This is a genomic window from Rhodococcus sp. IEGM 1318 (genome assembly GCF_033142465.1).
In the GTDB taxonomy this organism is placed as follows: domain Bacteria; phylum Actinomycetota; class Actinomycetes; order Mycobacteriales; family Mycobacteriaceae; genus Rhodococcus_F; species Rhodococcus_F qingshengii_B.
The window spans coordinates 151,817-176,572 of the sequence record NZ_JAWLSC010000003.1; the positions used below are offsets into that span (position 1 = coordinate 151,817).

At 61.0% G+C, this 24,756-nt stretch carries 22 protein-coding genes, 2 tRNA genes and 1 pseudogene; 14 read left to right on the plus strand and 11 right to left on the minus strand.

What is annotated here, in order from left to right:
• The first annotated feature begins 36 nt into the window (after positions 1 to 36).
• Both R4P65_RS08860 and R4P65_RS08865 read left to right on the plus strand, forming a co-directional pair.
• Complete coding sequence (locus R4P65_RS08860; RefSeq protein ID WP_230813860.1) at positions 37 to 1,428, plus strand: glycine--tRNA ligase; 1,392 nt, start codon at positions 37 to 39, stop codon at positions 1,426 to 1,428.
• A 94-nt stretch (positions 1,429 to 1,522) separates the two neighbouring features.
• Entirely contained in the window at positions 1,523 to 2,104 is a 582-nt protein-coding gene (locus R4P65_RS08865) for a dihydrofolate reductase family protein (protein ID WP_317826218.1), read from the plus strand.
• A 108-nt stretch (positions 2,105 to 2,212) separates the two neighbouring features.
• Here R4P65_RS08865 and R4P65_RS08870 read toward each other — a convergent pair.
• Positions 2,213 to 2,554, minus strand: a pseudogene (locus R4P65_RS08870) (MepB family protein); the annotation flags it as partial.
• 65 nt (positions 2,555 to 2,619) lie between these two features.
• Entirely contained in the window at positions 2,620 to 2,985 is a 366-nt protein-coding gene (locus tag R4P65_RS08875; RefSeq protein WP_317826219.1) for a nuclear transport factor 2 family protein, read from the minus strand.
• Positions 2,986 to 3,109: 124 nt separating this feature from the next.
• Between R4P65_RS08875 and R4P65_RS08880 the strand changes: the two genes are divergently transcribed.
• Positions 3,110 to 3,919, plus strand: a complete 810-nt coding sequence (locus R4P65_RS08880; protein ID WP_317826220.1) for a helix-turn-helix transcriptional regulator — start codon at positions 3,110 to 3,112, stop codon at positions 3,917 to 3,919.
• On the opposite strand, the gene R4P65_RS08885 is transcribed toward R4P65_RS08880, so the two are convergent.
• The gene (locus tag R4P65_RS08885) at positions 3,894 to 4,631 is read right to left on the minus strand and encodes a polyprenol monophosphomannose synthase (RefSeq protein WP_003944487.1); all 738 of its coding nucleotides are present in this window, start codon (positions 4,629 to 4,631) and stop codon (positions 3,894 to 3,896) included. The genes R4P65_RS08880 and R4P65_RS08885 overlap by 26 nt on opposite strands.
• Before the next feature lie 99 nt (positions 4,632 to 4,730).
• Positions 4,731 to 6,797: a TPM domain-containing protein gene (locus R4P65_RS08890; protein ID WP_317826221.1), complete on the minus strand. Its 2,067-nt coding sequence runs from the start codon at positions 6,795 to 6,797 to the stop codon at positions 4,731 to 4,733.
• A 180-nt stretch (positions 6,798 to 6,977) separates the two neighbouring features.
• Between R4P65_RS08890 and R4P65_RS08895 the strand changes: the two genes are divergently transcribed.
• Both R4P65_RS08895 and R4P65_RS08900 read left to right on the plus strand, forming a co-directional pair.
• Positions 6,978 to 7,556, plus strand: a complete 579-nt coding sequence (locus R4P65_RS08895) for a YdcF family protein (protein WP_128638009.1) — start codon at positions 6,978 to 6,980, stop codon at positions 7,554 to 7,556.
• A 5-nt stretch (positions 7,557 to 7,561) separates the two neighbouring features.
• Entirely contained in the window at positions 7,562 to 8,860 is a 1,299-nt protein-coding gene (locus tag R4P65_RS08900; RefSeq protein ID WP_317826222.1) for a deoxyguanosinetriphosphate triphosphohydrolase, read from the plus strand.
• A gap of 13 nt (positions 8,861 to 8,873) precedes the next feature.
• On the opposite strand, the gene R4P65_RS08905 is transcribed toward R4P65_RS08900, so the two are convergent.
• Positions 8,874 to 10,412, minus strand: coding sequence for a serine/threonine-protein kinase (locus R4P65_RS08905; RefSeq protein ID WP_411742526.1), 1,539 nt, complete (start codon positions 10,410 to 10,412; stop codon positions 8,874 to 8,876).
• 84 nt (positions 10,413 to 10,496) lie between these two features.
• Between R4P65_RS08905 and dnaG the strand changes: the two genes are divergently transcribed.
• Complete coding sequence (dnaG, locus tag R4P65_RS08910; RefSeq protein WP_230813847.1) at positions 10,497 to 12,416, plus strand: DNA primase; 1,920 nt, start codon at positions 10,497 to 10,499, stop codon at positions 12,414 to 12,416.
• A gap of 1 nt (position 12,417) precedes the next feature.
• Here dnaG and R4P65_RS08915 read toward each other — a convergent pair whose 3' ends face one another.
• Positions 12,418 to 12,669, minus strand: a complete 252-nt coding sequence (locus R4P65_RS08915) for a hypothetical protein (RefSeq protein ID WP_230813845.1) — start codon at positions 12,667 to 12,669, stop codon at positions 12,418 to 12,420.
• 136 nt (positions 12,670 to 12,805) lie between these two features.
• Here R4P65_RS08915 and R4P65_RS08920 point away from each other — a divergent pair.
• A tRNA-Asn gene (locus tag R4P65_RS08920) sits at positions 12,806 to 12,878 on the plus strand.
• Between the two features lie 73 nt (positions 12,879 to 12,951).
• Here the strand turns inward: R4P65_RS08920 and R4P65_RS08925 are convergent.
• Positions 12,952 to 13,575 carry an HAD family phosphatase gene (locus tag R4P65_RS08925; RefSeq protein ID WP_317826224.1) on the minus strand — a complete coding sequence of 208 codons (624 nt, stop codon included), beginning with the start codon at positions 13,573 to 13,575 and terminating at the stop codon, positions 12,952 to 12,954.
• Positions 13,576 to 13,708: 133 nt separating this feature from the next.
• Positions 13,709 to 13,906: a hypothetical protein gene (locus R4P65_RS08930; protein ID WP_003941659.1), complete on the minus strand. Its 198-nt coding sequence runs from the start codon at positions 13,904 to 13,906 to the stop codon at positions 13,709 to 13,711.
• Between the two features lie 178 nt (positions 13,907 to 14,084).
• On the opposite strand from R4P65_RS08930, the gene R4P65_RS08935 reads away from it, so the two are divergent.
• Positions 14,085 to 14,158: transfer RNA gene (locus R4P65_RS08935), tRNA-Ile, on the plus strand.
• 386 nt (positions 14,159 to 14,544) lie between these two features.
• On the opposite strand, the gene R4P65_RS08940 is transcribed toward R4P65_RS08935, so the two are convergent.
• Positions 14,545 to 15,036, minus strand: a complete 492-nt coding sequence (locus tag R4P65_RS08940) for a hypothetical protein (protein ID WP_317826225.1) — start codon at positions 15,034 to 15,036, stop codon at positions 14,545 to 14,547.
• A gap of 367 nt (positions 15,037 to 15,403) precedes the next feature.
• On the opposite strand from R4P65_RS08940, the gene R4P65_RS08945 reads away from it, so the two are divergent.
• Positions 15,404 to 16,120 carry an SGNH/GDSL hydrolase family protein gene (locus R4P65_RS08945; RefSeq protein WP_317826226.1) on the plus strand — a complete coding sequence of 239 codons (717 nt, stop codon included), beginning with the start codon at positions 15,404 to 15,406 and terminating at the stop codon, positions 16,118 to 16,120.
• A 1,240-nt stretch (positions 16,121 to 17,360) separates the two neighbouring features.
• Positions 17,361 to 17,879 carry a DinB family protein gene (locus tag R4P65_RS08950; protein ID WP_317826227.1) on the plus strand — a complete coding sequence of 173 codons (519 nt, stop codon included), beginning with the start codon at positions 17,361 to 17,363 and terminating at the stop codon, positions 17,877 to 17,879.
• On the opposite strand, the gene R4P65_RS08955 is transcribed toward R4P65_RS08950, so the two are convergent.
• Together R4P65_RS08955 and R4P65_RS08960 are read right to left on the minus strand one after the other, a co-directional pair.
• Entirely contained in the window at positions 17,880 to 19,352 is a 1,473-nt protein-coding gene (locus R4P65_RS08955) for a mannitol dehydrogenase family protein (RefSeq protein WP_317826228.1), read from the minus strand.
• A 7-nt stretch (positions 19,353 to 19,359) separates the two neighbouring features.
• Positions 19,360 to 20,370, minus strand: coding sequence for an NAD(P)-dependent alcohol dehydrogenase (locus R4P65_RS08960; RefSeq protein WP_317826480.1), 1,011 nt, complete (start codon positions 20,368 to 20,370; stop codon positions 19,360 to 19,362).
• Between the two features lie 139 nt (positions 20,371 to 20,509).
• Between R4P65_RS08960 and R4P65_RS08965 the strand changes: the two genes are divergently transcribed.
• The 4 genes from R4P65_RS08965 (at position 20,510) to R4P65_RS08980 (ending at position 24,737) form a co-directional block, all read left to right on the plus strand.
• Positions 20,510 to 21,508 carry a sugar-binding transcriptional regulator gene (locus tag R4P65_RS08965; RefSeq protein WP_317826229.1) on the plus strand — a complete coding sequence of 333 codons (999 nt, stop codon included), beginning with the start codon at positions 20,510 to 20,512 and terminating at the stop codon, positions 21,506 to 21,508.
• Positions 21,509 to 21,571: 63 nt separating this feature from the next.
• On the plus strand, positions 21,572 to 22,924 hold the full coding sequence (locus tag R4P65_RS08970) for a sugar ABC transporter substrate-binding protein (protein WP_317826230.1): 1,353 nt from the start codon (positions 21,572 to 21,574) through the stop codon (positions 22,922 to 22,924).
• The gene (locus tag R4P65_RS08975; protein ID WP_317826231.1) at positions 22,921 to 23,871 is read left to right on the plus strand and encodes a sugar ABC transporter permease; all 951 of its coding nucleotides are present in this window, start codon (positions 22,921 to 22,923) and stop codon (positions 23,869 to 23,871) included. The genes R4P65_RS08970 and R4P65_RS08975 overlap by 4 nt, the downstream gene beginning before the upstream one ends.
• Positions 23,871 to 24,737 carry a carbohydrate ABC transporter permease gene (locus R4P65_RS08980; RefSeq protein WP_317826232.1) on the plus strand — a complete coding sequence of 289 codons (867 nt, stop codon included), beginning with the start codon at positions 23,871 to 23,873 and terminating at the stop codon, positions 24,735 to 24,737. The genes R4P65_RS08975 and R4P65_RS08980 overlap by 1 nt, the downstream gene beginning before the upstream one ends.
• Positions 24,738 to 24,756 lie beyond the last annotated feature (19 nt).

Consider the following 24,756-nt stretch of genomic DNA (forward strand, 5'->3'; position numbering starts at 1 on the left):
AATCATGCATCTATTACCCAGATGGAGAGCAATCGAGTGGCACCCAAGTCCAAGATCGAAGCCGTTGTCAATCTCGCCAAGCGGCGAGGCCTGGTCTACCCGTGCGGTGAGATCTACGGCGGTACCAAGTCCGCGTGGGACTACGGCCCGTTGGGTGTCGAGCTCAAGGAGAACATCAAGCGCCAGTGGTGGCGCAACATGGTCACCAGCCGCGAGGACGTCGTCGGCCTCGACTCCTCGGTGATTCTGCCCCGCGAGGTGTGGGTCGCATCCGGTCACGTCGGTGTCTTCAACGACCCGCTCGTCGAGTGCCTCAACTGTCACAAGCGTCACCGTCAGGATCACCTGCAGGAGGCGTACGCGGAGAAGAAGAAGCTCGACAACCCGGACGACGTCACGATGGACCTCATCGGTTGCCCCGATTGTGGCACCGTCGGCCAGTGGACCGAGCCGCGCGACTTCAACATGATGCTCAAGACCTACCTCGGCCCCGTCGAGAGCGAAGAGGGCATGCACTACCTTCGCCCAGAGACCGCGCAGGGCATCTTCGTGAACTTCGCCAACGTACTGACCACCTCGCGTAAGAAGCCGCCGTTCGGCATCGGCCAGATCGGCAAGAGCTTCCGCAACGAGATCACCCCCGGCAACTTCATCTTCCGCACCCGCGAGTTCGAGCAGATGGAGATGGAATTCTTCGTCAAGCCGGGCGAAGACGAGCAGTGGCATCAGTACTGGATCGACTACCGCCTGGACTGGTACACCGGCCTCGGCATCAACAAGGACAACCTGCGTCTCTACGAGCATGCGCCGGAAAAGCTTTCGCACTACTCGAAGGGCACGACCGACATCGAGTACCGCTTCCACTTCCAGGGCAGCGAATGGGGCGAGCTCGAGGGCATCGCGAACCGTACCGACTTCGATCTCTCGACGCACTCCAAGCACTCGGGCACCGAGCTGAACTACTACGACCAGACGACGGGCGAGCGTTACACGCCGTACGTCATCGAGCCGGCGGCCGGTCTCACGCGTTCGCTGATGGCCTTCCTGGTCGACGCCTACACCGAGGACGAGGCGCCCAACTCCAAGGGCGGCGTCGACAAGCGCACGGTGCTCCGCCTGGATCGTCGACTCGCTCCGGTGAAGGCTGCCGTTCTGCCGCTCTCGCGTAACGCGGACCTGACCCCCAAGGCGAAAGATCTTGCAGCGCAGCTGCGTCAGAACTGGAACGTCGAGTTCGACGACGCCGGCGCCATCGGTCGTCGTTACCGTCGCCAGGACGAGATCGGCACGCCGTTCTGCATCACGGTCGACTTCGACACCCTCGAAGATCAGGCCGTCACGGTGCGTGAGCGTGACTCCATGGCGCAGGAACGCGTCGCCCTCGATCAGGTGGAAAGCTACCTGGCCGCACGGCTGATCGGTTCCTGATTCTCGTTCGAAGCTGACGGGTGGTTCTTCTCATTCGAGAAGGACCGCCCGTTTTCTCTTTCCCTGATGGTCCTTCAGGCGCAGGATCGAAGTTATGAGAAAACTCAGCGTGACCAACAGCGTGACTCTCGACGGTGTCATGCAGGCACCTGGTGGGCCGGACGAAGACCGTCGTGGCGGATTCGAGCACGGTGGGTGGGCGGCACCCTTCAACGATTCCATCATGGCGCAGAAGATGGGGGAGGGGATGGCGAAAAAATCCGAGTTACTCTTCGGGCGCAGAACCTACGAGAACTTCGCCTCGTACTGGCCGTTTCAGACCGACAATCCGTTTACCGAGGTGCTTGACAACACGCAGAAGTACGTAGCTTCAAGAACTTTGGGCGAGCCGCTCCCGTGGAAGAACTCGACCTTGTTGAAAGGTGATGCTGCCGATGCCGTAGCCGCGCTCAAGGAAAGCGAGGGTCCGGATCTGGTGATTCTGGGCAGCGGCGAGTTGATCACGTCATTGGCCGAACGGCGTCTCGTCGACACCTACACTCTGCTCATTCATCCGCTGGTTCTCGGAACCGGGCGCAGATTGTTCCCCGACGGAGCTGCGCTCGCTCAGTTCACCCTCACCGACAGCGTCCCTACGACAACAGGCGTCATCATCGCGACGTATCAGGTGAGCTGAACCGCAGGTGAGCTGAACAGCAGCTGAGCTGAGTACATCAGGGAACTCGCCGAAATGCCGGATCTGCCAGCGCTGAGTTCTGACTGCTTGCACACTGGTCGGCGTAACCCAGGGCGCATAGACCCGGATAGCGCGCTTACCGCCTGAGAAGTTCGTCGACACGATGTCGTGTTCGACGAGGGTCTCGATGGGAAAGACGAAGTGCCCCACATGCTCTTCGTCGTAGACCTTCACCACGAACAGCATGGCGCCGTCGCTGGTGTCGAAGGGGCGGATGGGCCCGGCGTCGGAACGGCGCCACAGCGTGACGAACTGGCCCAGTTTGGTCGGCGTCGTCTTGGCGGTTCGATAGACGGTGGGAAGGCCGTTGACGGTCAGCGTGTGAGCATCGTACTCAGCACCCTCGGACTCGGGAATCGGTGTGGACCAGGTAAATCCGTCGGCGTTCATCGGCACCGATGATGGCACGAACCACCGACAGCCTTCGTGTCGAACGCTGTCGGTGGAAGGCCACTTCAAGCCGAAGGCACCTTGTCGAGGAACCCGAGGACAAGCGTCACCCGGCCGTCGTCGTCGCGTTCGAGTACGTCGAACCCGTCGATCAGTGACTCGGCCCCCGCCGGGCCGAGAGCCCAACCGAATCGAGCCTGTCGGTGGTGCGCGTCCACCGGTCCGACGAGAGTGAATCGCATGCCCGGAAACTGATGCTGCACAGCGTTGATCATCGCGTCGATCTGATCGTGTCCGGTGACGTCCGCGAGCGGATCGGTGTAGCGACCCGCTGGTGCGAACAGTTGCTCGATCCGCGCCTTGCGGGCGTTGGTATCTGTTTCGTTCCACATGTCGATGTAGGCATCGGCAATGGCGTCGAAGTCGCTCATGGTAGCTCCCTTGATCAGTACCCGGCGTTCTCGCCGGCTGATATCACTGTTGTGCCGAATCTGCTCCGGGTCGATTACCTGTGAGGTCATGGCCTCGGCTACCTCGGGTCGCTACCTTGGGGGAATGACCTTCGAGACGATGGACGTGGGCACCGAACTCAAGCGGTGGCGGGAGCGGCGAAGGCTCACTCAGTTGGGTCTCTCGGTAGCGGCAGGAGTGTCGACCAGGCACCTGAGCTTCATCGAAACCGGCCGCTCCAAACCCAGCCGGGACATGATCCTTCACCTGTCCGAGTGTCTGGATGTTCCTCTACGACAACAGAACACACTTCTGCTGGCAAGTGGCCACTCACCGGAGTACTCGCAAAAGTCGTTGGCGGAAGCGCCAATGTCAGCGGTGAGCGAGGCCATCGATCGCATCATCGACGCGCATGACCCTTATCCGGCCGTGGTGGTCGATCAGCAATGGGAGATGATCGCCGGGAACCAGGCAGTGAGAATCCTGACCGAGGGGGCCGCTGAATTCCTCCTGGAACCACCGGTGAACGTATTGCGTTTGAGCTTGCATCCCGAGGGCATGGCGCCGCGGATCGTGAACCTCGCGCAGTGGCGGACCCACCTGCTTGCCAGGCTGGCTCGGGAAGTGGAGGTCAGTGCGGATGCGCAGTTGTCGTCGTTGCTCGACGAGCTGCGCGCCTATCCGAGCGGCGGAGACTGGCACGACGACGACCACACAAATTCCCTGCTGGTTCCGTTGCGTGTACGCGCCGGCGATACCGAACTGGCGATGTTCAGCACCACCACAGTGTTCGGTACGCCGCGCGACGTCACGCTCGCAGAGATCGCGATTGAGTCGTTCTACCCGTCGGACACGCAGACGGCCGACTACTTTCGATCGGCCGCCAAGGTCACAGAGACTTCTTGCCGAACTTGAGCTTCCACGGCACCAGAGCAGACTCCAACTGAACCGAGAGACTCATCTTGGAGACGCCTTCGGTGCGCTCCTCGAAGCGGATGGGTGTTTCGGCGATCTTCATGCCGCGCTGAACAACTCGGTAGTTCATCTCGACCTGGAATGCGTAGCCGTTGCTCTGCACCGATTCGACGTCGATGTCGCGCAAGGTCTTTGCATGCCACGCCTTGAAGCCGGCGGTCGCATCCTTGACGTGCAGTCGCAGAATGGCGTTGACGTAGAAGTTCGCCCAGGCGGACAAAGCCTTGCGGTGCCACGGCCAGTCGCCGGCGACTGCGCCGCCTTCGACGTAGCGGGAGCCGAGAACGACTGCCGCATCGGTAGTGGTGAGGATCTCGATCATGGCGGGGATCGCTTCGGACGGATGCGAGAGATCCGCGTCCATCTGAATGACGATGTCTGCGTTCTCCGCCAGAGCCCGGCTCATGCCCGCGACGTAAGCACGGCCGAGTCCGTCCTTGACCGTGCGGTGAAGCACTCCGACCGGAATGGGACCATCGATACCCAACTTGTCGGCAACCTCGCCCGTACCGTCGGGGGAGTTGTCGTCCACCACGAGGACGTGCAGGTTCGGGATCTTCAACGCGGCGAGGCGATCGACGAGCTTTGGCAGGTTCTCACGCTCGTTGTATGTAGGTACAACGACGGTTATCTGCGGGGCGACGCTTTCCATAACACCTTCGTATGATCTGTGATCCCGACTTGCCGGATGAAGCGTACGACGAGTGCGGTCGTGAACAAAGTAGGGATTTTACTACCTCGACGGGATCCGTCAGAACCGGCCGCCGCCGCCTCGACTGGTTCGGCCGCCGCCGCCACCGCCGAAACCACCGCCGCCGCCACCGCGACCGGAGCGTCCGCTGCTGCTCGGTCCGCCGTACGAGCGGGGCCCGCCGCCACCTCGCAGAATGCTGTTGATCAGGATGCCGCCGAGGATCGCTCCCGTCGCATCGCCGCCGCCACCGCGGGGTCGTTGGTTTGCTTCCCAGGTGTTGACGTCGTTCTGCGCGGCGCGAAGTGAGTGCGTCGCCAAGGTGGTCGCGGCCTGGGCGTGTTGGAGTGCTTTCGACGGATCCGAAGCCTGCAATTGTTGGGCGGCCTGCAAGTGCCGCTGAGCTTCCGCGTAGCGAGTGCGGGCCTCGGCCCCGATCGCGCCGCGCCTGGTGCCGAGGAAGTCACCGGCAGCGGTCACCTGAGCCTGTGCAGCCAGAATGTCCTGGGCGAGACGCTGCTGCGCCCGTTCGAGCTGCTGCTTCTGCTCCTGAGCGTCGGCAAGCAGCGCGTCGAGTTGGGCGTCTGCTGCGACGATCTGGTTGAACGCTGTCAGCGGATCGCTGTCCTTGGACGTCTGAGCATTGGCCAACGCCGACTGGGCCGCGGCCTTCGCGTCCGCCAATTTCTGCCCGCCCTGCGCGAGGTAAGCGTCCGCAGCGGTGATGCCCTGCTGAACGTCCTCCATCGCGGACGGAAGTGTCGCGATGGCGTTTCGGATGTCGTCGGCGGCGTGATCGACGCCGTCGAGTAGCTTGCGGGCCTGATCGAGAGCTGCTTCGGCCGTCCGAATTGCGGTGACGGCGGCGCCTTGCTTGCCGGCCGGGAGCGCGGTGGCGTCTCGACCTTCTTCGATGGACTTCTCGGCGAGCGTCAAGCGTTCGCTCGCCATCGTGACGTTGTTCACCACCGACGCCAGCGTCGGCGTGGGGAACTGATCCTTCAGCTTGGTCAAAATCGCCTCGGATTCAGGCAGGCGCACGCTGAGAGCAACAACACTCTGCGTCAGCGCATCGAGGCGTGCCGGGGCGTTGATGAGAAGGTCGCGAAGCCCGTCGAACTCGTCGACGCGAGCTTCGAGTTCTTGGTCGGCTCGACCGCACGAGGAGATGATGTCGATCAGCATCTGACGGCGTTGGTCGGGAGTTTCCGGGATGGCGTCGTCGAGTCGCTGTCTGATCGCAAAGGCTTCGGCGAGGGTGGCCTTGGCCTTGTCGAATGCCGCGGAGAAGGGCGCAACAGCGGAATCTCCGAACTCACTGCGGGCCAGATCCAGCTCTTCCTGGCTGCTGGCGATCGCGTTGTCCGTCTCGACGAGGATCTCCTTCGCGCGTTCGTCGAGTGTGGGCAGCGCGAGTGCGTTGAGGCTGGCGAAGTCGTCGGGGGCGATGTTCTTCGCGGCCTCCACGCTTGCCTTGTTCTTGTCGTTCTTGCGCTTGCGTGAGTAAAGGACCACGCCGCCCGTTCCGACTACCACAGCGCCGCCCGTGATCAGGAGTGTTCCGACTCCCATTCCGCCGCTCGTGTTGTTCGCGTCGCCGAGTGCGCCGGCCGCTGCAATTGCCGCGCCGGTCCAATCGTCTTCGGCGAGAGCCGGTTCCACCGCGTCCGAATTGATCGTCTCGATGTCGGAATCGGTGATGTTGCTGAGTTCAGCCGGAACGTCGAGGTAGTAGGCGCGCTCTGCCGTGGCAACTGCAAGCAGGACGGACTTGGTACTGAGCGTCGACTTGGTGGCCGTCTGTTGTGCCCACGCCTGGCCGCCGAGGTTGTTGAAGTCGGGGACGAATGCGACCCACAGATCGATCTGGTGGTCCTCGCTGAGTTGATCGATCGCAGCTTGGATGTCGCTGCGTTGGCCGGCGTCGAGAACCCCGGAGGTGTCTGTGATGTGATTCGGCAACACCATCGGGGCGTCCGCCGAGGCGAGCGCAGGGCTGAAGACGAGCGCCAACAAAGCGAAAATCGCGGCGACGACGACGGCGCTTCCCCAGCGCCGAACGGGTCGGGTGGTTGTCCGACTCTGCTCTACAGAGGACAACTGCGCGAAGTGTGGTGCGAGGGCCATGACGCAAATCTATCCGTTGTAGCGCGTCGGCATCGGAGGAGATCGCTGCGAACTGGCAGAATTGCGGGAGTGAAACCTGCTTTCGGTAACCGCCCCCACGATCCATCACCCTCACGGGCGGGCGGCTTCGGTGCAGGATTGGCTCGTTGGACGCGGCGATTGATCGCCGGCGCCGTGTTGATGGCAGTGGTCCTGGTCGGCGGTACCGCATTCCGGGTGTGGCAGGTGGCCCGCATCGACGACACGCGGCCGGCCGACGCGATAGTCGTTCTGGGCGCGGCTCAGTATTCCGGCACTCCGTCGTCGGTCTTCGAAGCCAGACTCGAACAGGCGTACAAGCTGTACAAGCGCGGAGTGGCTCCGCAGATCATCACCGTCGGCGGTAAACAAGAAGGTGACGAGTACACCGAAGCGGCATCGGGAAAGATGTATCTGACCGATCGAGGGATTCCGTCTAGTGCGATCACCGCTGTGGAGACCGGTTCGGACACTCTGCTCAGCATCGATGCGGTGAGTGCCGAGATGTCCTCGCAGGGCATCAATTCCGCCGTCCTGGTCAGTGACCCTTGGCACTCGTTGCGCACCCGGACGATGGCCCGCGACACGGGGCTTCAGGCGTGGACCGCACCGACTCGTCAGGGCCCGGCCGTGTTCACCCGCGAATCCCAGTTGCACGGAATCGCTCGCGAAACCGGCGCGCTGCTCTGGTATCAGCTCACACACTTCTCGGCAGACTTCCCCTACACGGCAGGGCAATAGAAACCATGACAGCTCACACCACTTACGGAGGCGGCACCTACTCCGAACACGACCTCGAACGTCGTGTCGTCGAGGCGCCGAAGCGTGCGGGGTTGCCGGGTTCGCAGATCGCAGCGGCGCAGCATCGTTCGGACTTCTCGCGAGATCGGGCGCGTGTCCAACACTCCGCGGCTTTGCGGCGCTTGGCCGACAAGACCCAGGTTGTCGGCCCGCGCGACGGTGACACACCTCGTACGCGGTTGACACACTCGATGGAGGTCGCACAGATCGGGCGAGGGATCGCCGACGGACTCGGTTGCGATCCGGACCTGGTGGACCTCGCCGGTCTCGCACACGACATCGGGCACCCGCCGTACGGTCACAACGGCGAGAAGGCTCTGGACGAAGTCGCCAAGGACTGCGGAGGTTTCGAGGGCAACGCGCAGAATCTGCGGATATTGACCAGCCTCGAACCGAAGATCCTGCGCCCCGACGGTTTGAGCGCCGGCCTCAATCTCACCAGGGCATCACTCGACGCAGCCATCAAGTACCCCTGGACCCGGCCGCAGCCCGGCGCGAAGTTCGGGGCATACGACGACGACGCAGAGGTGCTCGCCTGGGTTCGAGAGGGGGCGTCCGAGCGTCGGCAATGCCTGGAAGCTCAGGTCATGGACTGGGCCGACGACATCGCGTACTCCGTGCACGACGTGGAGGACGGGGTGATCGCAGGCCGTATCGACCTTCGCTCGCTTGCCGATCCGTCCGAGCAGCGCGCACTGGCAGAACTGGGGGCCTCCGAGTTTCGGGGATTGGTAGTCGACGATCTGATCGACGCCGCTCAACGGTTGTCCGAACTCCCCGTCGTACGCGGGGTCGGAAGTTTCGACGGAACACTCGGAAGTTCCGTCGCGTTGAAGAATCTCACGAGTGAATTGGTGGGTCGCTTCGCCACCGCGGCGATCGCCAGCACCCGGCTGACACACGGTGACCGACCCCTCTCGCGGTATCAAGCCGACCTCGACATCCCCGAGGCCGTCGCCTCCGAGGTGGCGTTGCTCAAGACCGTGGCGTTGTACTACGTGATGTCCGACGCCGGACACAAGGCGCGTCAGGATCGGCAGCGTGATCGTGTTCATCGCGTCGCGGAATGGCTGCTGGCAACTGCGCCGGCCGGGCTCGATCCGATTCTGCTGCCCGCGTGGGAGCGCGCCGCGGACGACGGTGCTCGGGTCCGGGTAGTGGTGGATCAGATCGCGTCGTACACGGAGAGTCGGCTGGAACGGGTGGACAAAGCGAGCCTGGGCGCGCAGGCCAGCTGGGGCTGAGCCGCTTACGCCTTCAGCAGGTCATCCGCGTCGACGGGTCGGTAGTGGTATCGAGCCACTTGCCGTAAGCGTCGCCGCCTGCTGCGCGGACGTCCTTGCAGATCTTCGACTCGCTGTTTCCGGATTCGCGATACACGGTATAGATCGCAGTCGCGGAATCCGAGACTTGACGCAGTGACGGGCAGGACTGGTCTGTGCGTAGGTATTTCGAGCCGGGGAACGCGTCAAGGTAGTTCTGAATTTCGCTGGCATACGTGGCCGGATCGGTGGCGTTGGCCAACACTACGATTCCGGTCCCCTTGCACGAGGGGACGGTGATCGGCTTGCTCACCCCGAGATCGCCGTTCTTCGTGGACGGTGCGGACGCCCGCGTGGTCGTGGTTGCCTGCTGTCCGGCGGTGGGCAACGGCTCCAGGTTTGGCGTGCTGACCGGCTCCTGGATGGGTACTGGTTCCGCCGTGGCGGTGGAAGCTGCTACAGCGGTTGGTGATTCGGGGCCCGAGCTTCCCAGTATCACCCAAGCCGCCGTGCCTCCTGCGGCCAGAACGAGTGCAACTCCAGCCGCCCCGATCGCGATCGGGGCTCGGTTTCGCTTGGTCTTTGTCGCGATGTGCGTGTAGTTCCCGTAAGCGGGATTCACCGTGGTGTAGGTGGGCGGCCCGACGACTGTGGATTGCAATCCGCCGGCCGCGCTGGTGGCACTGTCGGCCGAGAGGGCTTGCCGCGCTTCGAGTGCGAGCGCTCCGGTGGTCGGATAGCGGTGTGCGGGGTCCTTTGCCATGCCGCGAGCCACGACAGTGTCAAAACGTTGCGGGAGCGACGGAACCGTCAGCGTGGGGCGCGGCGGCGGAGCGTTCAGGTGCGAATTGACGAGATGTCCGATGCTTGTGGTGTTGAAAGGCGTCGTTCCGGTGAGGGACTGGTAGAGAACACAAGCAAGGGAGTACACATCCGCTGCGGCCGTCGGTGTTTCGATACCGAATCGCTCCGGCGCCATGTACGCATATGAACCGACCGCGCTTCCCTCGGTGGTGATTTTCGTGTCTGTCTGTGAATATGCGATTCCGAAGTCCACGAGGTATGCGAATCCGGTGTTCGTGAGAATGATGTTGTCTGGTTTGACGTCGCGATGGATGAGACCGCGCGCGTGCGCTGCGTCCAGCGCTGACGCTATCTGCGAGACGATGTCGACGGCTCGGGCCGGTGGCAGTCGGCCGAACTCGGTTAACTCGGCTCGCAATGTGTGGCCTTCGACCAATCGCATGTCGATGAAGAGAACTCCGTCGATCTCGCCCCAATCGTGCACCGGGATCACGTGCGGTTCGTTCAGGGCGGCGGTGGCGCGAGATTCGCGGCGGAAACGAGCTTGGAATGACGGGTCGGCCGCAAGCTCGCGATGGAGCAACTTGAGAGCGACCAGGCGATCCTTCGAGGTGTCGTACGCCTCGTACACCTCGCCCATTCCGCCCCGACCGAGCAGACGACGCAACTCGTACACGCCGAATCGAGTTCCCGATCGCCCTTCGGGCGAGCTCGCGGCGTTTTCAGTCATCGTCGGTCCCATCGCTGCGGTGCAGAGTCGGCCATCAACATATCGTTGTCAGGAGGTGTCGGGGGACCGCCTAGACTGATGTACGTGGCGGGCCGAATTTCTGACAGAGACATCGCGGCCATTCGCGAACGCACTCGCATCGAGGACATCGTCGGTGAATACGTTTCACTCAAGCGTGCCGGTGGCGATTCGATCAAGGGTCTGTGCCCCTTCCACGACGAGAAGTCACCGTCGTTTCATGTACGGCCCAACCACGGCCTCTATCACTGCTTCGGCTGCGGTGAAGGTGGTGACGTCTACTCGTTCCTGCAGAAGATGGACCACATCAGCTTCGTCGAGGCCGTCGAGCAGTTGGCGGATCGACTCAGCTACACGATTTCGTACGAGGGCGGCGGACCGTCCGTTCAGCGCGATCGCGGCACCCGTGCACGCTTGATTGCGGCGAATGCGGCGGCTCAGGAGTTCTATGCAGCCCGATTGCGCGAACCCGATGCCCAGGCGGCTCGCGACTACCTCACCGAGAGAAATTTCGACGGGGCAGCAGCCCTGCAATTCGGCTGTGGATACGCGCCCGAAGGTTGGGATACTCTCACAAAACACTTGATGTCCAAGGGATTCGAGTTCAAGGAGCTTGAAGCAGCAGGGCTGTCCAAAGAAGGGCGGCGCGGTCCGATCGACCGGTTCCATCGCCGCCTGCTCTGGCCGATCCGCAGCGTTGCCGGTGACGTCATCGGCTTCGGCGCCCGCAAGCTCTTCGACGACGACACCATGCCGGGCAAGTACGTCAACACGCCGGAAACGATCCTCTACAAGAAGTCTCAGGTCCTGTTCGGCTTGGACCTCGCCAAGCGCGACATCGCCAAGGGACACCAGGCGGTAGTCGTCGAGGGGTACACCGACGTCATGGCGATGCACTTGGCCGGCGTCAAGACCGCCGTCGCTTCGTGCGGAACCGCCTTCGGCGAGGAGCACCTTGCGATGCTCCGCCGACTCCTGATGGACGACAGTTACTTTCGCGGTGAGATCATCTATACATTCGACGGTGATGCCGCAGGGCAAGCTGCCGCGATGAAGGCATTCGAGGGCGATCAGAAGATGGCCGGGCAGACCTTCGTGGCCGTCGCTCCTGACGGAATGGACCCGTGCGATCTTCGCCTCGAGTCCGGTGACGCCGCCGTGCGCGACCTCGTTGCGAGGCGTACGCCGATGTTCGAGTTCGTGGTGAAGTCGATACTCACCGAGCACGATCTCGAGACGGCTGAAGGGCGCGTCGAAGCACTGCGTCGTACCGTCCCCGTCGTTGCGCAGATCAAGGAATCAACTCTGCGCGACAGCTACGCGAATCTCCTCTGCGGATGGGTCGGTTGGGACGATCTTCCGTCCGTCCGACGACGCGTGCGTGACGAAGCTCGCAAACGGGCGTCGACGCGTGGATCTTCACCGGCGCCCAAGCGTCGTCAGGTTGTCGACCCACCCGCCGCCGATGCGCTTGCGCTGCCGATCGGAATCTCCAGGCCACGGCCCAACGACCCGGGGCTTTCGACTCAGCGAGCTGTCCTCAAGGCCGCGTTGCAGCACCCTGGCGTCGCCGGCACTGTCTTCGACTCGTTGCCACCCGAGACGTTCACCCACCCCGCCTACGTTGTGATCAGGCAGGCAATGGCTGACGCCGGCGGAACGAGCAAGGGGCTCGGCGGCGCCGAGTGGATCGAAGTCGTCACCAAGGGCGTCGAAGACATGACAGTGGCCTCGGTTGTATCGGAACTGGCCGTCGAACCCATGCCCTGTGACGAAGACACGGTTCCGCGCTATATCAACGGAGTGCTCGCTCGTCTGCAGGAAGCGTGGGTGGGAGAACAGGTTGCCGACCTCAAATCCAAGCTTCAGCGCGTCTCACCTGCTGCGGCCCCGGAGGAGTACAACTCGCTGTTCGGTGACCTCGTGGCATTGGAGCAGTATCGCCGACAGCTGCGTGAGCAGGCTGTCGGCGACCAAAGCGTCTGACCTAGCGGTTCTTCTTCAACTGGTCGTGGGGGACCAGAATTGTGGTCTCCTCGTTGAGCGGCCTCATCGGCTCGAGCTTGGGCTGAGTACTCAGAGAGTCGGCCAGCTTCTGCCGTGACGCATCCAACACCTTCTTGGTGGCCGGACTAGTGGCCACCGCCTTTGCGGCCCGGCTGATCTGCTCGTATCGTGCGCGGCCCGCTTTGGTTCCCAGGACGTACCCAGCTGCAACACCGATCAACAAACGCATCATTCCTGCTTCCCTCCAGCACCGATCGTCCTGACTCCATCCTGCCTGATGACTCGCTGGGCAGGCGATTTGGTACTTCGGTGGAGGATTCGCTACAGTTTCTCAGGCAACGCCGGAACGGGCGAAGCGAGCAAGACAATCCCCTGTAGCTCAATTGGCAGAGCTTCCGACTGTTAATCGGACGGTTGCTGGTTCGAGTCCAGCCGGGGGAGCAGCAAAGCCCCTCACCTGAGAAATCGGGTGGGGGGGCTTTCTTGTTTTGGTCTGACCTTGTTTTTGTCTGACCTAGCGCGCTCGCAGCAGACCCACCGATCGAAGTGCCGATTCGACGTCTGCCGCCTTGTTTGCTTGTTCGCCGCGAATTCCCAGCCGTCGAGCGCTGAGGACGTTCACCGGGTTGTCGTCGACGAAGAAGGTCTGCTGTGGACGCGCATCGAGAAACTCCAGCGCAGCCAGGAAGGCCGCAGGGTCGGGTTTGGTAGCTCCGAGCATGCAGGAGAAAACATGCTCGTCGATTGCCACTGGAGTTACAACACTTTCGATGGCGGCCAACAGGACAGGTCCATTGTCGGAGAGTGTGGCGACCACGACCCCCTCGCTTCGAAGTGCGATTGCGAGATCGATGACTGCGCGGTCCGGGATGAAGGCCTTGGCCCAGGATCGGCGTAGGTCGTCGCGTTTACCAGGAAACCCGAACGCTCGAAAGCGTTCCAGAATCGCGTCTTCGGAGTGAAGGCCGAGATCGCATTCTTGGTCGAACCCGGACTCGAACACGAGGGCATGGATTTCTCCTTCAGTGACGCCGATGGCCGTTGCCAGTTCTTCGGCGCGAAGATCAGGTTCGAACCGACACAGCACACCGCCCAGGTCGAACAAAACGAGTTCAGGTCGTGCGCTGTCATTCGCCATATCAGCAGAGGATAGGCGCCACCAGCACCCGTGAACGCGACTCGAAGAGGTTGGCGAAAAATACGCCGAAAGCCCGACGCAAGACTCTGCGTCGGGCTTTCGGTGGAACTGTCGAACTGTTCGGCCGGTGCGCTTACTTCGCTGCGCGATCCGACGGCTCGAACAGTCGGATGATGTGGCTGGGGTTGATGTAGTAGACACCGTTCGGAGAATTGAGGACGAGAGTGTCTTCGGTGAAATCGGTGACGGTGCCGTTCAGCTTGGCGCCGTCGGACATGATGATCCGGATCGTAGCCTTCGAGTTCTTGAATTCGGTCAGTGCAAGCTTCATGTGGTGATCCTGTTCCGTGGGGTGTGCACTCCCACGGTATCGGCTCAGTGCACCTGTGCCGACCAACCGCGGAAGACTCGACTCGAAAGAGTGCAACGCGTCACCGCCTGCCCGATTGTGATCCGCGTCGGATGTGCCGGTAACATTCGGATTCGCCGCGATGCCACGCATCACGGATGGGGCGGTAGCTCAGTCGGTTAGAGCCGTGGACTCATAATCCATTGGTCGCGGGTTCGAGCCCCGCCCGCCCCACGTTCAGGTGACATGAGCCCGCGGCTCAGCCCCAATGACTTTTGTCGAAGATCGTGCTGCCGACGATCGCCCAGGCGACAAGTGCGCAGAGCCTCGTGCATCGAGGGATAATGCGGCGCCCATCCAGCAGCGGCCATAGCCACAGGCAAGAGCTCGAACAGTATGAAGTGATCGACCTTGCCGAAGGAATGAACGATCCCGCTACCGGTCACCAGCACGACTGTCATCGCGACGGATAGGAACATCGTTCGATAGCCGACGAGAAGGGCTAACGCCAGTATGAAGCGTTGACTTCGAGGCTGACGAGGAGGCTCGCCTCGCGCGGTACGACTCGCACAACCGATCGATGTAGTCGCGCAGGAACAACAGAGTTTCCGCACGGGCACTCATAGATCAACCCTTGTCGTTTCGCACGGGTCAGTTGACGCAACGGTTCCGTCGGTGATGTCTATAATTGTTTTGCGCCAGCAGAACTCGATACTGTCCGGGATGGCACCACTTCCGACTTCGACGCTGCGGTTTCGGAGCCATTCGACCAATTCAGGGTCCGCTGTTCGGGCGTTGCGGGCGCCTGCCCTGCTGGGGCGGAACGCATAATCGAGTGATGCTCTCGCGGATGAGTAGCGAATATCGCCGGCGAGATCTGCCGGGTTGGGACTCATCGTGGTTCCGTCGGTGTAATGGAGAGTGATATCCAAGCCACTTCCACTGAACTCGCCGTCTGCATTGGGCACGCCGCCGAAGCTGGGCATGCGAATTGTCGGGTACGGCTCGGGGCGGACCCCGAACGAGTAGGCGCCTTGCGCGAGAAGTACGACCGCGAGTGCTGCGATCGCGATCAGTCGCCGATTGCTGCGCTTTGCTTCTGTTTCTGGCATGTCGGCGTTCTTCCTGGCACCTGGTGTCAGCTTCTTCGAATGAGAAGAATAGAGGGGATTGCCGAGCGGGGGAGACTGGGTCTTGTCGCGCGGCCGTGCAGATGTACCGCAAGTAGTTGAAGTGTCGACGAAATATAGCTGCGCGATTGCCGCTTGCCGGAGTGGTGAATTGGAAATGGACTTTGGTCCGTCGATTGGGGGACAGTGTGCCCTGAATGCTTTGCCGCGCCTTAACTTCCAGCGAGCTTGGCCTGATTCTGCTGTGAGAGCGGGATTTCGCTCCTTCATCGAAGTTCGATTCAAGCGGAACGACAGATGCTTGACACTCGCTCAGAGGCAACATGATTCGACCCCGTATGTTTACGGGGTGACCAAACCCAACAAGCGAACTGTCGCCGTCATCGGTGCCATGGTTTTCACCGTCGTAGCGGTGATCGGAGGATTTGCGTACGAGCAATCCCGAGACAGTCGGGCAACTGCCTCTGTATCGCAGCCCGACAGTTCGGCGCCGGCGCTGAATTCCCCTACCGACGACTTCGACACGGTCGCAATCTTGGGGGACTCTTACTCGATTCCGAACACGACGGGAGATCACTGGCCGGCACTGCTTGCCTTCGATCGTCGCTGGTATCTGGCAGATTTTGCGAGCGGTGGTACCGGCTACGTCCAAGGAAACGCGGAAAAAGGCAAGCTACCGTTCGGTGCGAAAATTGATCAGGTCGTTGCGGTGAATCCCGAGGTTGTCATCATCGCCGGCGGTCGGAACGATGTTTCGTACCCGCTCGAAGTGCGAGATGCGACTCGGGAGTTGTATGCGCAGCTACGAGATCGGCTTCCTGACGCCAAGGTTGTAGTCATCGGCCCCATCATGGACGACCGGCCTCCATCCGAGACTGCTGTCAACGTGAACGATCGAATCCGTTCCGCCGCTGAGCAGTACAAGCTACCTTTCATCGACGCGCTTACCGAGAACTGGCTGTCGGACCCGACGCTACTCAAGGAAGACGGCATGCATCCCACACCGGCTGGTCAGAGGCTCATGTTCGAGAAGATCAGCGAGCACCTTCACTCGCTCGGTCTCTAGCTCCGAAGGAAAGCGAAGAGGATCCCGCACAGGCGGGATCCTCTTTTTCGTGAAAAGTGCTGTCGGACTTAGGTCATCAGTAACGAGGACTTTGGACGCAGCCTTAGCTGACCCGTTGTCTGACGCGGTGATGAAAAACTTCGGGTCCGAAAGCCATCGAACGGCTGTGTCGCCGCCCCTTATCCGCGTTGCGTCTTTAGTGCATCGCAGTTGACCGCAAGTAATGGACGCGCGGCGATACCTACGCCGGGAGTTCGTCGGCGGAAGGTCGTTCTTCTGCCTAGCCGGAGGCGCACACACCTAGGGCGGAGATGGCAGGGACGACGCAAATCGTGTGGGGCCACCCCTGCTGTTCTGCGTCACCGAGATCAAACCGGGCAATCGGAACAAAGTAGTTGCTGACGAGTTACAGTTGATTTCGAAGTGTAACGATAAGAGCTGTAAACGAACAGCAACTTCGAGGTCGCGCTACCGGAAGTCGGTGGGCGCCGGGGATCGCTTTGCTGTCGATGGACACGACGTCGTTGGGCGGCGGAGACAAGGGCTCGGCGAATTGTGCCGGGTCGCACCTCTGATCAACATGACAGGTCAACGTAACGGACGTCGTTGTTTGTAATTCCGTTGTACGAGGGACGAACCAGACGTCCAGCGTTGCTCAACCGCAGGACCCTGATTCTGCCTTCTCGAATGCCTCTTGGACGCGTTGGCGCCCCTCGGGGTCGATGCCCCTCCAATCGTTGTTCGGGCCAAGCATGTGATTGTGGACTCGGTTCAATGGTGGAGTGGAATCGTTCGGCGCGTATCCCAAGTCGTCGGCCAGTTCGAGTATCGACTGACAAATATCGTGAATCGAATCGGGCACATCGAGCCTTCGGACCCACGTTCCGCCCGTTTCGGCTGTTGTCGTTACGGTGTCGGGTTGCTGAACCGCCGGCGCCGCGCAACCCCCAATCAACAAACCTGCAGCGAGAGTGGCCAAGGCGAGCGAAGAGCGCATGTTTCGAATCAAACCAGATGCCGCAAACGATGACGGAAATACGGATCAACATTGGCCTCGGGTAGCCGAATGAAGTGAGTTGACGACCACCGTCTGCTGTTGCGGTCGTGCGGCTCGGGGGCGCCCACTTCCGCGCCACACGCGTGGAGCGTCAGCACGAAGGTAATCGCAATACCGAGCACGATTCGCTTCATCGGCCAATCGAAGCAGCCTGACTCCGCTCCGGCGGACTATTCTCGATCCATGCCGATCACCCCGGATACAAAGAATTGGACCTGGGTCCTCGAACGCCCCTGCGCCAAGTGTGGGTTCGATTCATCCACCGTCGCATTCACGGACGTTCCCGATCTGGTGCGTGCCAACGCCGCCTCCTGGGCTGCAGTGCTCGAACGCGAGAACGTGACGGTGCGGCCAGACAGCGAAACATGGTCAGCGTTGGAGTATTCCGCCCATGTGCGCGACGTGTTCAGGATCTTCAAGGTGCGGTTGGAACAGATGCTCGAATTCGACGATCCGAGATTCGAGAACTGGGATCAGGACGCAACAGCTGAGGCCGAGCGATACAACGACCAAGATCCGGCAACGGTGGCATCGGAATTGTCGGACGCTGCCGCGGAGGTCGCGAACGCTTTCGAAACCGTGCCAGAGGGTAGCCGCCAACGACGGGGTCTCCGCAGTGACGGATCGGCGTTCACCGTCGAATCGTTGGCGGCATACTTCATTCACGATCCGATCCATCACCTCCACGACGTATCGGCGTAGTCAGAGCGCACGTACCTCCTCGAGAGTTTTTCTGGCTCCGACGGAGTGCAATGAGTCGAGAGTCTTTCGGAAGCTTGCGACAAATCGGCGGTCGTCCACGAGATCGCCGAAGACTTGGCGATTTCCGATGAAGGCCAGTGGATCGCTCGACTGTTTCTGCGCGAGCGGTACCAGAGTGTCCGCCATCTGATCGACGACGTTGATGGGGTCTCCATTCTCGTCTGAACCCTCGGCGTAGCGGGCCCAGCTGGCGACAATGGCGGTGGATAGGTTGATCGACCCGCCGGCGTCGAGTTGGTTCCGGATGACGGGCAACAGCCACTTGGGAATTCGATCGGACGACTCGGCACACAGGCGCGCAATCGTGTCGCGGACGTGAGGATTCGAGAATCGTTCGATGAGGGTCTTCTTGTACTGATCGAGATCGACGCCGGGTACCGGGTCAAGCGTCGGCGTCGCTTCGAGATTCATGTAGTCGAGCAGGAACCCTGACAAGAGTTCGTCCTGGCATGCCTCGTGGACCAGGCGGTATCCGGCAAGGTAGCCGAAGTACGCGATGCCTTGATGGCTGGCGTTGAGAAGGCGCAGTTTCATGAGTTCGTACGGGCGAACGTCCGGCACCAGATTCACGCCGGCATTCTCCAAAGGGGGTCTGCCCATGGTGAACTCGTCCTCGAGGAACCACGCGGTGAAGGGTTCCGCTGCAATCGGCCACTGATCTTCGACGCCAAACGTCTCGGCGATTTCTGCTGTCACCTCGGCTGTCGTGACGGGTGTGATCCGGTCGACCATGGAGTTGGGGAAGGCGCCGTTCTTTTCGGTCCACTCCGCAAGTTCGGGATCCTTCAGGGCGGCAAAGGCTCCGAAAGCGTTCCTCGCGACTGATCCGTTGCCTTCGATGTTGTCGCAACTCATGATCGTGAACGGTGCCAGACCCCGGTCTCGACGGAGTGCGAGTGCAGCGCAGATCAGACCGAAGGTGGTGCGGGGGAGTGTTCCGGGTTCGAGGTCGTGCACCACATCGGGATTGGACGAGTCGAATTCGCCCGTGCTGTCCGAGATGTTGTATCCGCCCTCGGTGATGGTGAGGGAGACGATCTTCGTCGATTCGGATGCCATTTTTTCGATCACTGCCTGCGGATCGTCTGGAGCGAACAGGTACTCGACGATCGACCCGATGACCCGGCCCTCGAGCGTTCCGTCTGCATGCTTGAGTGCCAGGGTGTAGAGGCCGTCCTGCGCTCGGAGTGAGTCTCTCATTCGCTTGTCCGACGGCATCACTCCCACACCGCAGATTCCCCAGTCGAAGCCCTCGCCACGTCGCAGCAGAGTGTCGATGTACATGGCCTGGTGTGCACGGTGAAAGCCGCCGACACCGAAATGCACTATGCCGGTAGTGACTTTGCTCCGGTCGTAGTTTGGCACTTGGAGTGAAGTGTCGAAGTTGTGCACGGTCTTCGTATTGAGTTCCATGAAAGTTCTAGTCTCCTTCGGCGACGATGACTACGGCTTTGATGCTGCCGGGAATGCGGTCGGCCACCAGGGCCTCTTGCGACTGTTCGAGTGAAAAGCGGGCAGTGACCATCGAATCCAGGTCGACGCGCCCGGTAGCGACCAGTGCGGCGGCGATCGGCCACGTGTTGGCGTATCGGAACACCCCGGTCAGGATCAGTTCCCGGTTCTGGATGATCGGGACCGGCAACGGAATCTCGTCGGCGCCCATTCCGACCAGAACGACTGTCCCAGCCGGTCGAACTGCGTGAATCCCGTCGATCACCGCGGCCGTGGCACCCGACGCGTCGATGAATGCGTCGACGGCCAGCGAGCATACGTCGCTTTCACGGGGATCAACGACGGTTGTTGCGCCGAATCTCAGTGCCACATCACGCCGGGCCGCATCGATGTCCGAGACGATGACTTCCGTCGCGCCGAATGCCTTGGCCACCTGCGTCGTCACGATTCCTACCGGGCCGGCGCCGGCGATCAACACCCGAGAGCCGGCAGTGATCCCCGCCTTCTGGGCTGAGGCGATCCCTACGGAGAGTGGCTCGAACAGCGCAGCTGCCTCGTAGGACACGGAATCTGCGATGGGATGGGCGAAGTCGGCACCGATCGTGACGTAGTCGGTCAGCGCACCGTCGATCGGCGGCGTCGCGAAGAACTTCATATGAGGGCAGAGGTTGTATCTGCCTGCCTTGGATTCGGGACTTGTCGGATCGGGCTTCTGAGGCTCGATGGAGACACGCTGCCCGATGCGTCTTGGGTCGACGCCGTCACCGACTGCGGCGATGCGTCCCGATGCTTCGTGTCCGAGAACGAGCGGTGAGTTGACTACGTAAGGGCCGATGCGACCTTCGTGAAAGTAGTGCGCGTCCGACCCGCACACGCCCACGGCATGGATCCGAACGAGGACTTCCCCGGCTTTCGGGGACGGTCGTGGTCTCTCGACCATTTGCATCTTTCCGGTCTCGACGAGGACGTTTGCCCGAATTGTCGCAGGTAGATCGACGGGTTCTTCGGAAACTGTTGTGTGGGTCACAATGTAGATGTTAGCTTAATGAGCATAAGAACATCTAGTGAGCATTTGCTCACGATCGAGAAACTTTGAACCTGATGCACAAGGAGACCGCGTGAACCAGTCGGCTCAGCCCACAGGACTCAAGTCGTCGAAGTTGCCCGCTTCCGAGGATGTGCGGCTCGCCTTGCGGGCAGCGACCATGTATCACCTCGAAGGCGCCACTCAGGCGGAGATTGCAGCGAAGTTGGGCGTCTCGCGGCCGACAGCCGGGCGACTGTTGGCCAGGGCGCGGACGCAAGGTTTGGTCAGGGTCGAGATTTTGGTTCCGCCGGAGCTCGAAGGTTCGGTGAACACGGAGTTGGAATCGAAGCTGGAGAAGCACTTCGGGTTGGCCGAAGTGTTGATCGTCCCCGAAGCGATTTCGGATTCGGACGATCCGGACTTCGACGCACTCGGCCGACGAGCAGCGGAAGTTCTGGTTCGTCGTCTGCAGCCCTCGAGCGTTCTCGGGTTTACCTGGGGTCCGGAAACCGTTGCGGTAGCAGGATCTTTGCCAGACAAGGCGGCGAAGTGCTCGGCTGTGGTACAACTTGACGGCTCCATGACGGTGACCGACTACCAAACCGGTGTCGACTTCACCATCGGCCGATGTGCACAACAGTTGCAGGCCAATCCTATTCGTCTCAATGCTCCGCTGTATGCCGACCCGGCGACTGTGGAGTCGATGCGAAACGACTCGGTGATCTCGAAGGCGCTGCAAGCCGGAACTGATTCCGACATCATGGTTTTCGGAGTCGGTGCCGTCTCGACTGCCACGACCTTGTTTGCCGGTAGCTTCGTCGACTCGACCATGCTGGACGAGTTGGAAAGTCGAGGCGCTGTCGGTGAAATCGGCGGCCGTTTCTACACGATCGACGGCAATCCAGTGGAGGGGCCACTGCCTGAGCGAACGGTCTCCGTATCGCTCGACGCAGTGAAATCCTGCGATCAGACGATTCTGATTTCGGGGGGAACACACAAACGCCAGGCCGTTCTGGGCGCATTGCGCGGAGGTTTGGCAAACGTACTCGTCACCGACGTCGAGTGCGCCCAGTGGCTGCTCGAAGGCTAGCGATCTCACGAGTTTCGCTGTCCGAGCGCGCGACTGACACGCAAGTGTGAAGGAAGGTAATCCGTGAAAACAGGAAGACGAGTGTGGGGCGCTGCCGCGGCGGCGCTCTGCCTCCTGGTGTCGGGATGTGCGGGTGCTGGTGCACTCGGTGGTTCCGGCGAACGAACAGTCACCATTGCGATGGTGTCGAACTCGCAGATGCAGGACGCCATCAAATTGGCTCCGGCTTTCGAAGCCGAGAACCCCGGCATCGACCTCAAATTCGTCAGCCTTTCCGAGAACCAGGCCCGCGCCAAGATCACAGCGTCGACGGCAACCGGCGGCGGTGAGTTCGACGTCGTGATGATCAGCAACTACGAGACACCTCAGTGGGCCGCCAACGGTTGGCTCACGAACTTGTCCGAGTACGCGGACAAGACGCCTGGTTATGACGAGGATGACTTCATACCGTCGATCAAGACTTCTCTGTCGTACGAGGACAGTATGTACGCGGTCCCGTTCTACGGGGAGTCGTCGTTCCTGATGTACCGCAAGGATCTGTTCGATCAGGCGGGGATAACAGTTCCCGAAGACCCGACGTGGCAAGAAGTTGCGGGTTGGGCAGCGCAGTTCGACAACCCAGACGCCAAGATGGCGGGAATCTGCTTGCGTGGAAAGCCTGGCTGGGGTGAGGTACTCGCACCGCTGAACACCGTGATCAATACCTTCGGTGGACGCTGGTACGACGAGAATTGGAATGCGCAGTTGACCAGTCCGCAGGTCGAGGATGCGGTTCAGTTCTACGTGGACACCGTCAAGGAGCACGGCCAGCCGGGTCCCGCCACAAGCGGATTCGGTGAATGTGCAACACAATTCGCGCAAGGCAACACGGCGATGTGGTACGACGCGACGTCGGCTGTTTCGGTTCTCGAAGACCCTGCATCGTCGAAGGTGGTCGGCAACATCGGATATGTGAAGGCCCCGAAGGTCGAGAAGTCCGATCCCGGTTGGCTCTACACCTGGGCGCTCGGAATCCCGGAGTCGGCACAGAACAAAGATGATGCCTGGAAGTTCATTTCCTGGATGACGAACAAGGATTACATCCAGAAGGTCGGCACTGAACTCGGCTGGTCGAGAGTCCCCCCGGGAAGTCGCCTTTCGACCTACGAGATTCCGGAATATCAAGAGGCTGCTCAGGCATTCGGTCCGATCACCCTCGAATCGATCAACAATGCAGATCCGAAAAACCCGACAGTGCAACCGGTTCCGTACACCGGCGTCCAGTTCCTCACCATCCCTGAGTTTCAAGACCTGGGCACTCGCGTCAGCCAGCAAATCAGTGCTGCCATCGCGGGTCAGAAGAGCGTGAAAGAAGCACTCGAACAATCCCAGCAGTATGCCGAGGTGGTCGGCAAGACCTATCAGGAGAACCGATGACTACGGTTGCCGAGCCCAGAACTACGGTGGACGACGCACCACCGGTGCGTATAGACAAGAAGATCTCCCGCGCCGAGGGTTGGCGTCGTAGAGGTCCCCTGTTGCCGGCGTTGATCTTCTCGATCGTCGTCACCCAGATTCCATTTCTGTTCACCCTCTACTACTCGACGCAGTCGTGGAACCTTGTCCGGCCGGGGTCGCGGCACTTCAACGGGTTCGACAACTACATCGATGTATTCAAGGACAGTCAGTTTCGGGAAGTCGCGGTCAACACGGTCATCATGATCGTGGGTACGGTCATCGTTTCCGTGGTCCTCGGACTCGCGCTGGCGCTGCTACTCGACCGCGCATTCCTTGGTCGGGGTATCGTCCGGACACTGCTGATCACGCCGTTTCTCATCACTCCCGTAGCCGGCGCATTGCTGTGGAAGACAACAATGTTCGACCCGGTGTTCGGTATCGTGAACTTCGTCCTCCAGCCTTTCGGTGTAGGCCAGGTCGACTGGGTCAGCAAATTTCCGCTCGCCGCCGTCATGATCAATCTGATCTGGCAGTGGACGCCCTTCATGATGCTGCTCATTCTGGCCGGTTTGCAGTCCATGCCCCGAGACATTCTCGAAGCCGCACGAGTGGACGGAGCCAAGCCGTTGGCGATGTTCCGCGAACTGACGTTGCCGCACCTGCGCCGCTTCATCGAACTCGGTGCAGTTCTCGGTGCGATCTACCTCGTGAACACCTTTGACGCGGTGTACATGATGACCTCGGGTGGGCCCGGCGTGGCCAGCTCGAACCTGCCGTTCTACATCTACCAGCGCGCGTTCCTCGGCTTCGATGTGGGTCAAGCTGCGGCGATGGGTGTCGTGACAGTGATCGCGACGATCATCGTGTCGACACTTGCGCTTCGACTGATCTTCAAGAGCTTCACCGGCAACGAGGAGGCGGCGTGATGACTGCCGTAGAGACGACAAGCGCGACGGCCGACAAGCCCGTCGTCAAGAAAAAGAAGAGCAGCAAGTTCAGTCCATGGTCGGCTGTGGCGTGGATCGCCGCTCTCGGGTTCTTCTTCCCGGTCTTCTGGATGGTCCTGACCGCGTTCAAGACCGAGGCAGACGCCTACACGGATCCGCCGAAGCTGTTCTTCACTCCCACCCTCGAACAGTTCCGTGCCGTCCTCGACTCCGGTCTCGGCACGACGCTGGCAAACTCTGCATTTGCAACGGCCATGTCGACGATTCTTGTTCTGCTTCTTGGTGTTCCGGCTGCGTTTGCATTGTCGCTTCGCCCGGTCGCCAAGACTCAGGATGTTCTGTTCTTCTTCATCAGTACCAAGATGCTCCCCGTTGTCGCCGCAATCGTGCCGCTGTACGTGATCGTCAACGACATCGGATTGCTCGACAACATCTGGGCGCTGGTCATCTTGTACACATCGATGAATCTGCCGATCGCAGTGTGGATGATGCGTTCGTTCTTTCTCGAAGTCCCCGGAGAACTTCTCGAAGCCGCCAGCATGGACGGCGCGAGTTTGTGGACTTCGGTTCGCGAGGTGATCCTCCCGCTGATCTCGCCAGGAATTGCTGCAACTGCGCTGATCTGCGTGATCTTCTCGTGGAACGAATTCTTCTTCGCCGTCAACCTGACAGCTGTTCAAGCGCAGACGATTCCGGTCTTCCTGGTCGGGTTTATCACCGGCGAGGGCCTGTACTGGGCTCGGCTCTCCGCGGCAGCGACCATGGCGGCATTGCCCGTCATCCTGGCCGGTTGGTTCGCCCAGAACAAACTGGTGCGCGGCCTGTCCTTCGGTGCAATCAAGTAATTCTCCTCACCCTTCTCAG

Excerpts from the sequence above, each read along its gene's own strand:
- R4P65_RS08865 (WP_317826218.1), top strand. The coding sequence starts at position 1,523 with ATGAGAAAACTCAGCGTGACCAACAGCGTGACTCTCGACGGTGTCATG.
- R4P65_RS08875 (WP_317826219.1), bottom strand. The coding sequence starts at position 2,985 with ATGAGCGACTTCGACGCCATTGCCGATGCCTACATCGACATGTGGAAC.
- R4P65_RS08880 (WP_317826220.1), top strand. The coding sequence starts at position 3,110 with ATGACCTTCGAGACGATGGACGTGGGCACCGAACTCAAGCGGTGGCGG.
- R4P65_RS08885 (WP_003944487.1), bottom strand. The coding sequence starts at position 4,631 with ATGGAAAGCGTCGCCCCGCAGATAACCGTCGTTGTACCTACATACAAC.
- R4P65_RS08890 (WP_317826221.1), bottom strand. The coding sequence starts at position 6,797 with ATGGCCCTCGCACCACACTTCGCGCAGTTGTCCTCTGTAGAGCAGAGT.
- R4P65_RS08895 (WP_128638009.1), top strand. The coding sequence starts at position 6,978 with ATGGCAGTGGTCCTGGTCGGCGGTACCGCATTCCGGGTGTGGCAGGTG.
- R4P65_RS08900 (WP_317826222.1), top strand. The coding sequence starts at position 7,562 with ATGACAGCTCACACCACTTACGGAGGCGGCACCTACTCCGAACACGAC.
- R4P65_RS08905 (WP_411742526.1), bottom strand. The coding sequence starts at position 10,412 with ATGACTGAAAACGCCGCGAGCTCGCCCGAAGGGCGATCGGGAACTCGA.
- R4P65_RS08915 (WP_230813845.1), bottom strand. The coding sequence starts at position 12,669 with ATGATGCGTTTGTTGATCGGTGTTGCAGCTGGGTACGTCCTGGGAACC.
- R4P65_RS08925 (WP_317826224.1), bottom strand. The coding sequence starts at position 13,575 with ATGGCGAATGACAGCGCACGACCTGAACTCGTTTTGTTCGACCTGGGC.
- R4P65_RS08930 (WP_003941659.1), bottom strand. The coding sequence starts at position 13,906 with ATGAAGCTTGCACTGACCGAATTCAAGAACTCGAAGGCTACGATCCGG.
- R4P65_RS08940 (WP_317826225.1), bottom strand. The coding sequence starts at position 15,036 with ATGCCAGAAACAGAAGCAAAGCGCAGCAATCGGCGACTGATCGCGATC.
- R4P65_RS08950 (WP_317826227.1), top strand. The coding sequence starts at position 17,361 with ATGCCGATCACCCCGGATACAAAGAATTGGACCTGGGTCCTCGAACGC.
- R4P65_RS08955 (WP_317826228.1), bottom strand. The coding sequence starts at position 19,352 with ATGGAACTCAATACGAAGACCGTGCACAACTTCGACACTTCACTCCAA.
- R4P65_RS08975 (WP_317826231.1), top strand. The coding sequence starts at position 22,921 with ATGACTACGGTTGCCGAGCCCAGAACTACGGTGGACGACGCACCACCG.
- R4P65_RS08980 (WP_317826232.1), top strand. The coding sequence starts at position 23,871 with ATGACTGCCGTAGAGACGACAAGCGCGACGGCCGACAAGCCCGTCGTC.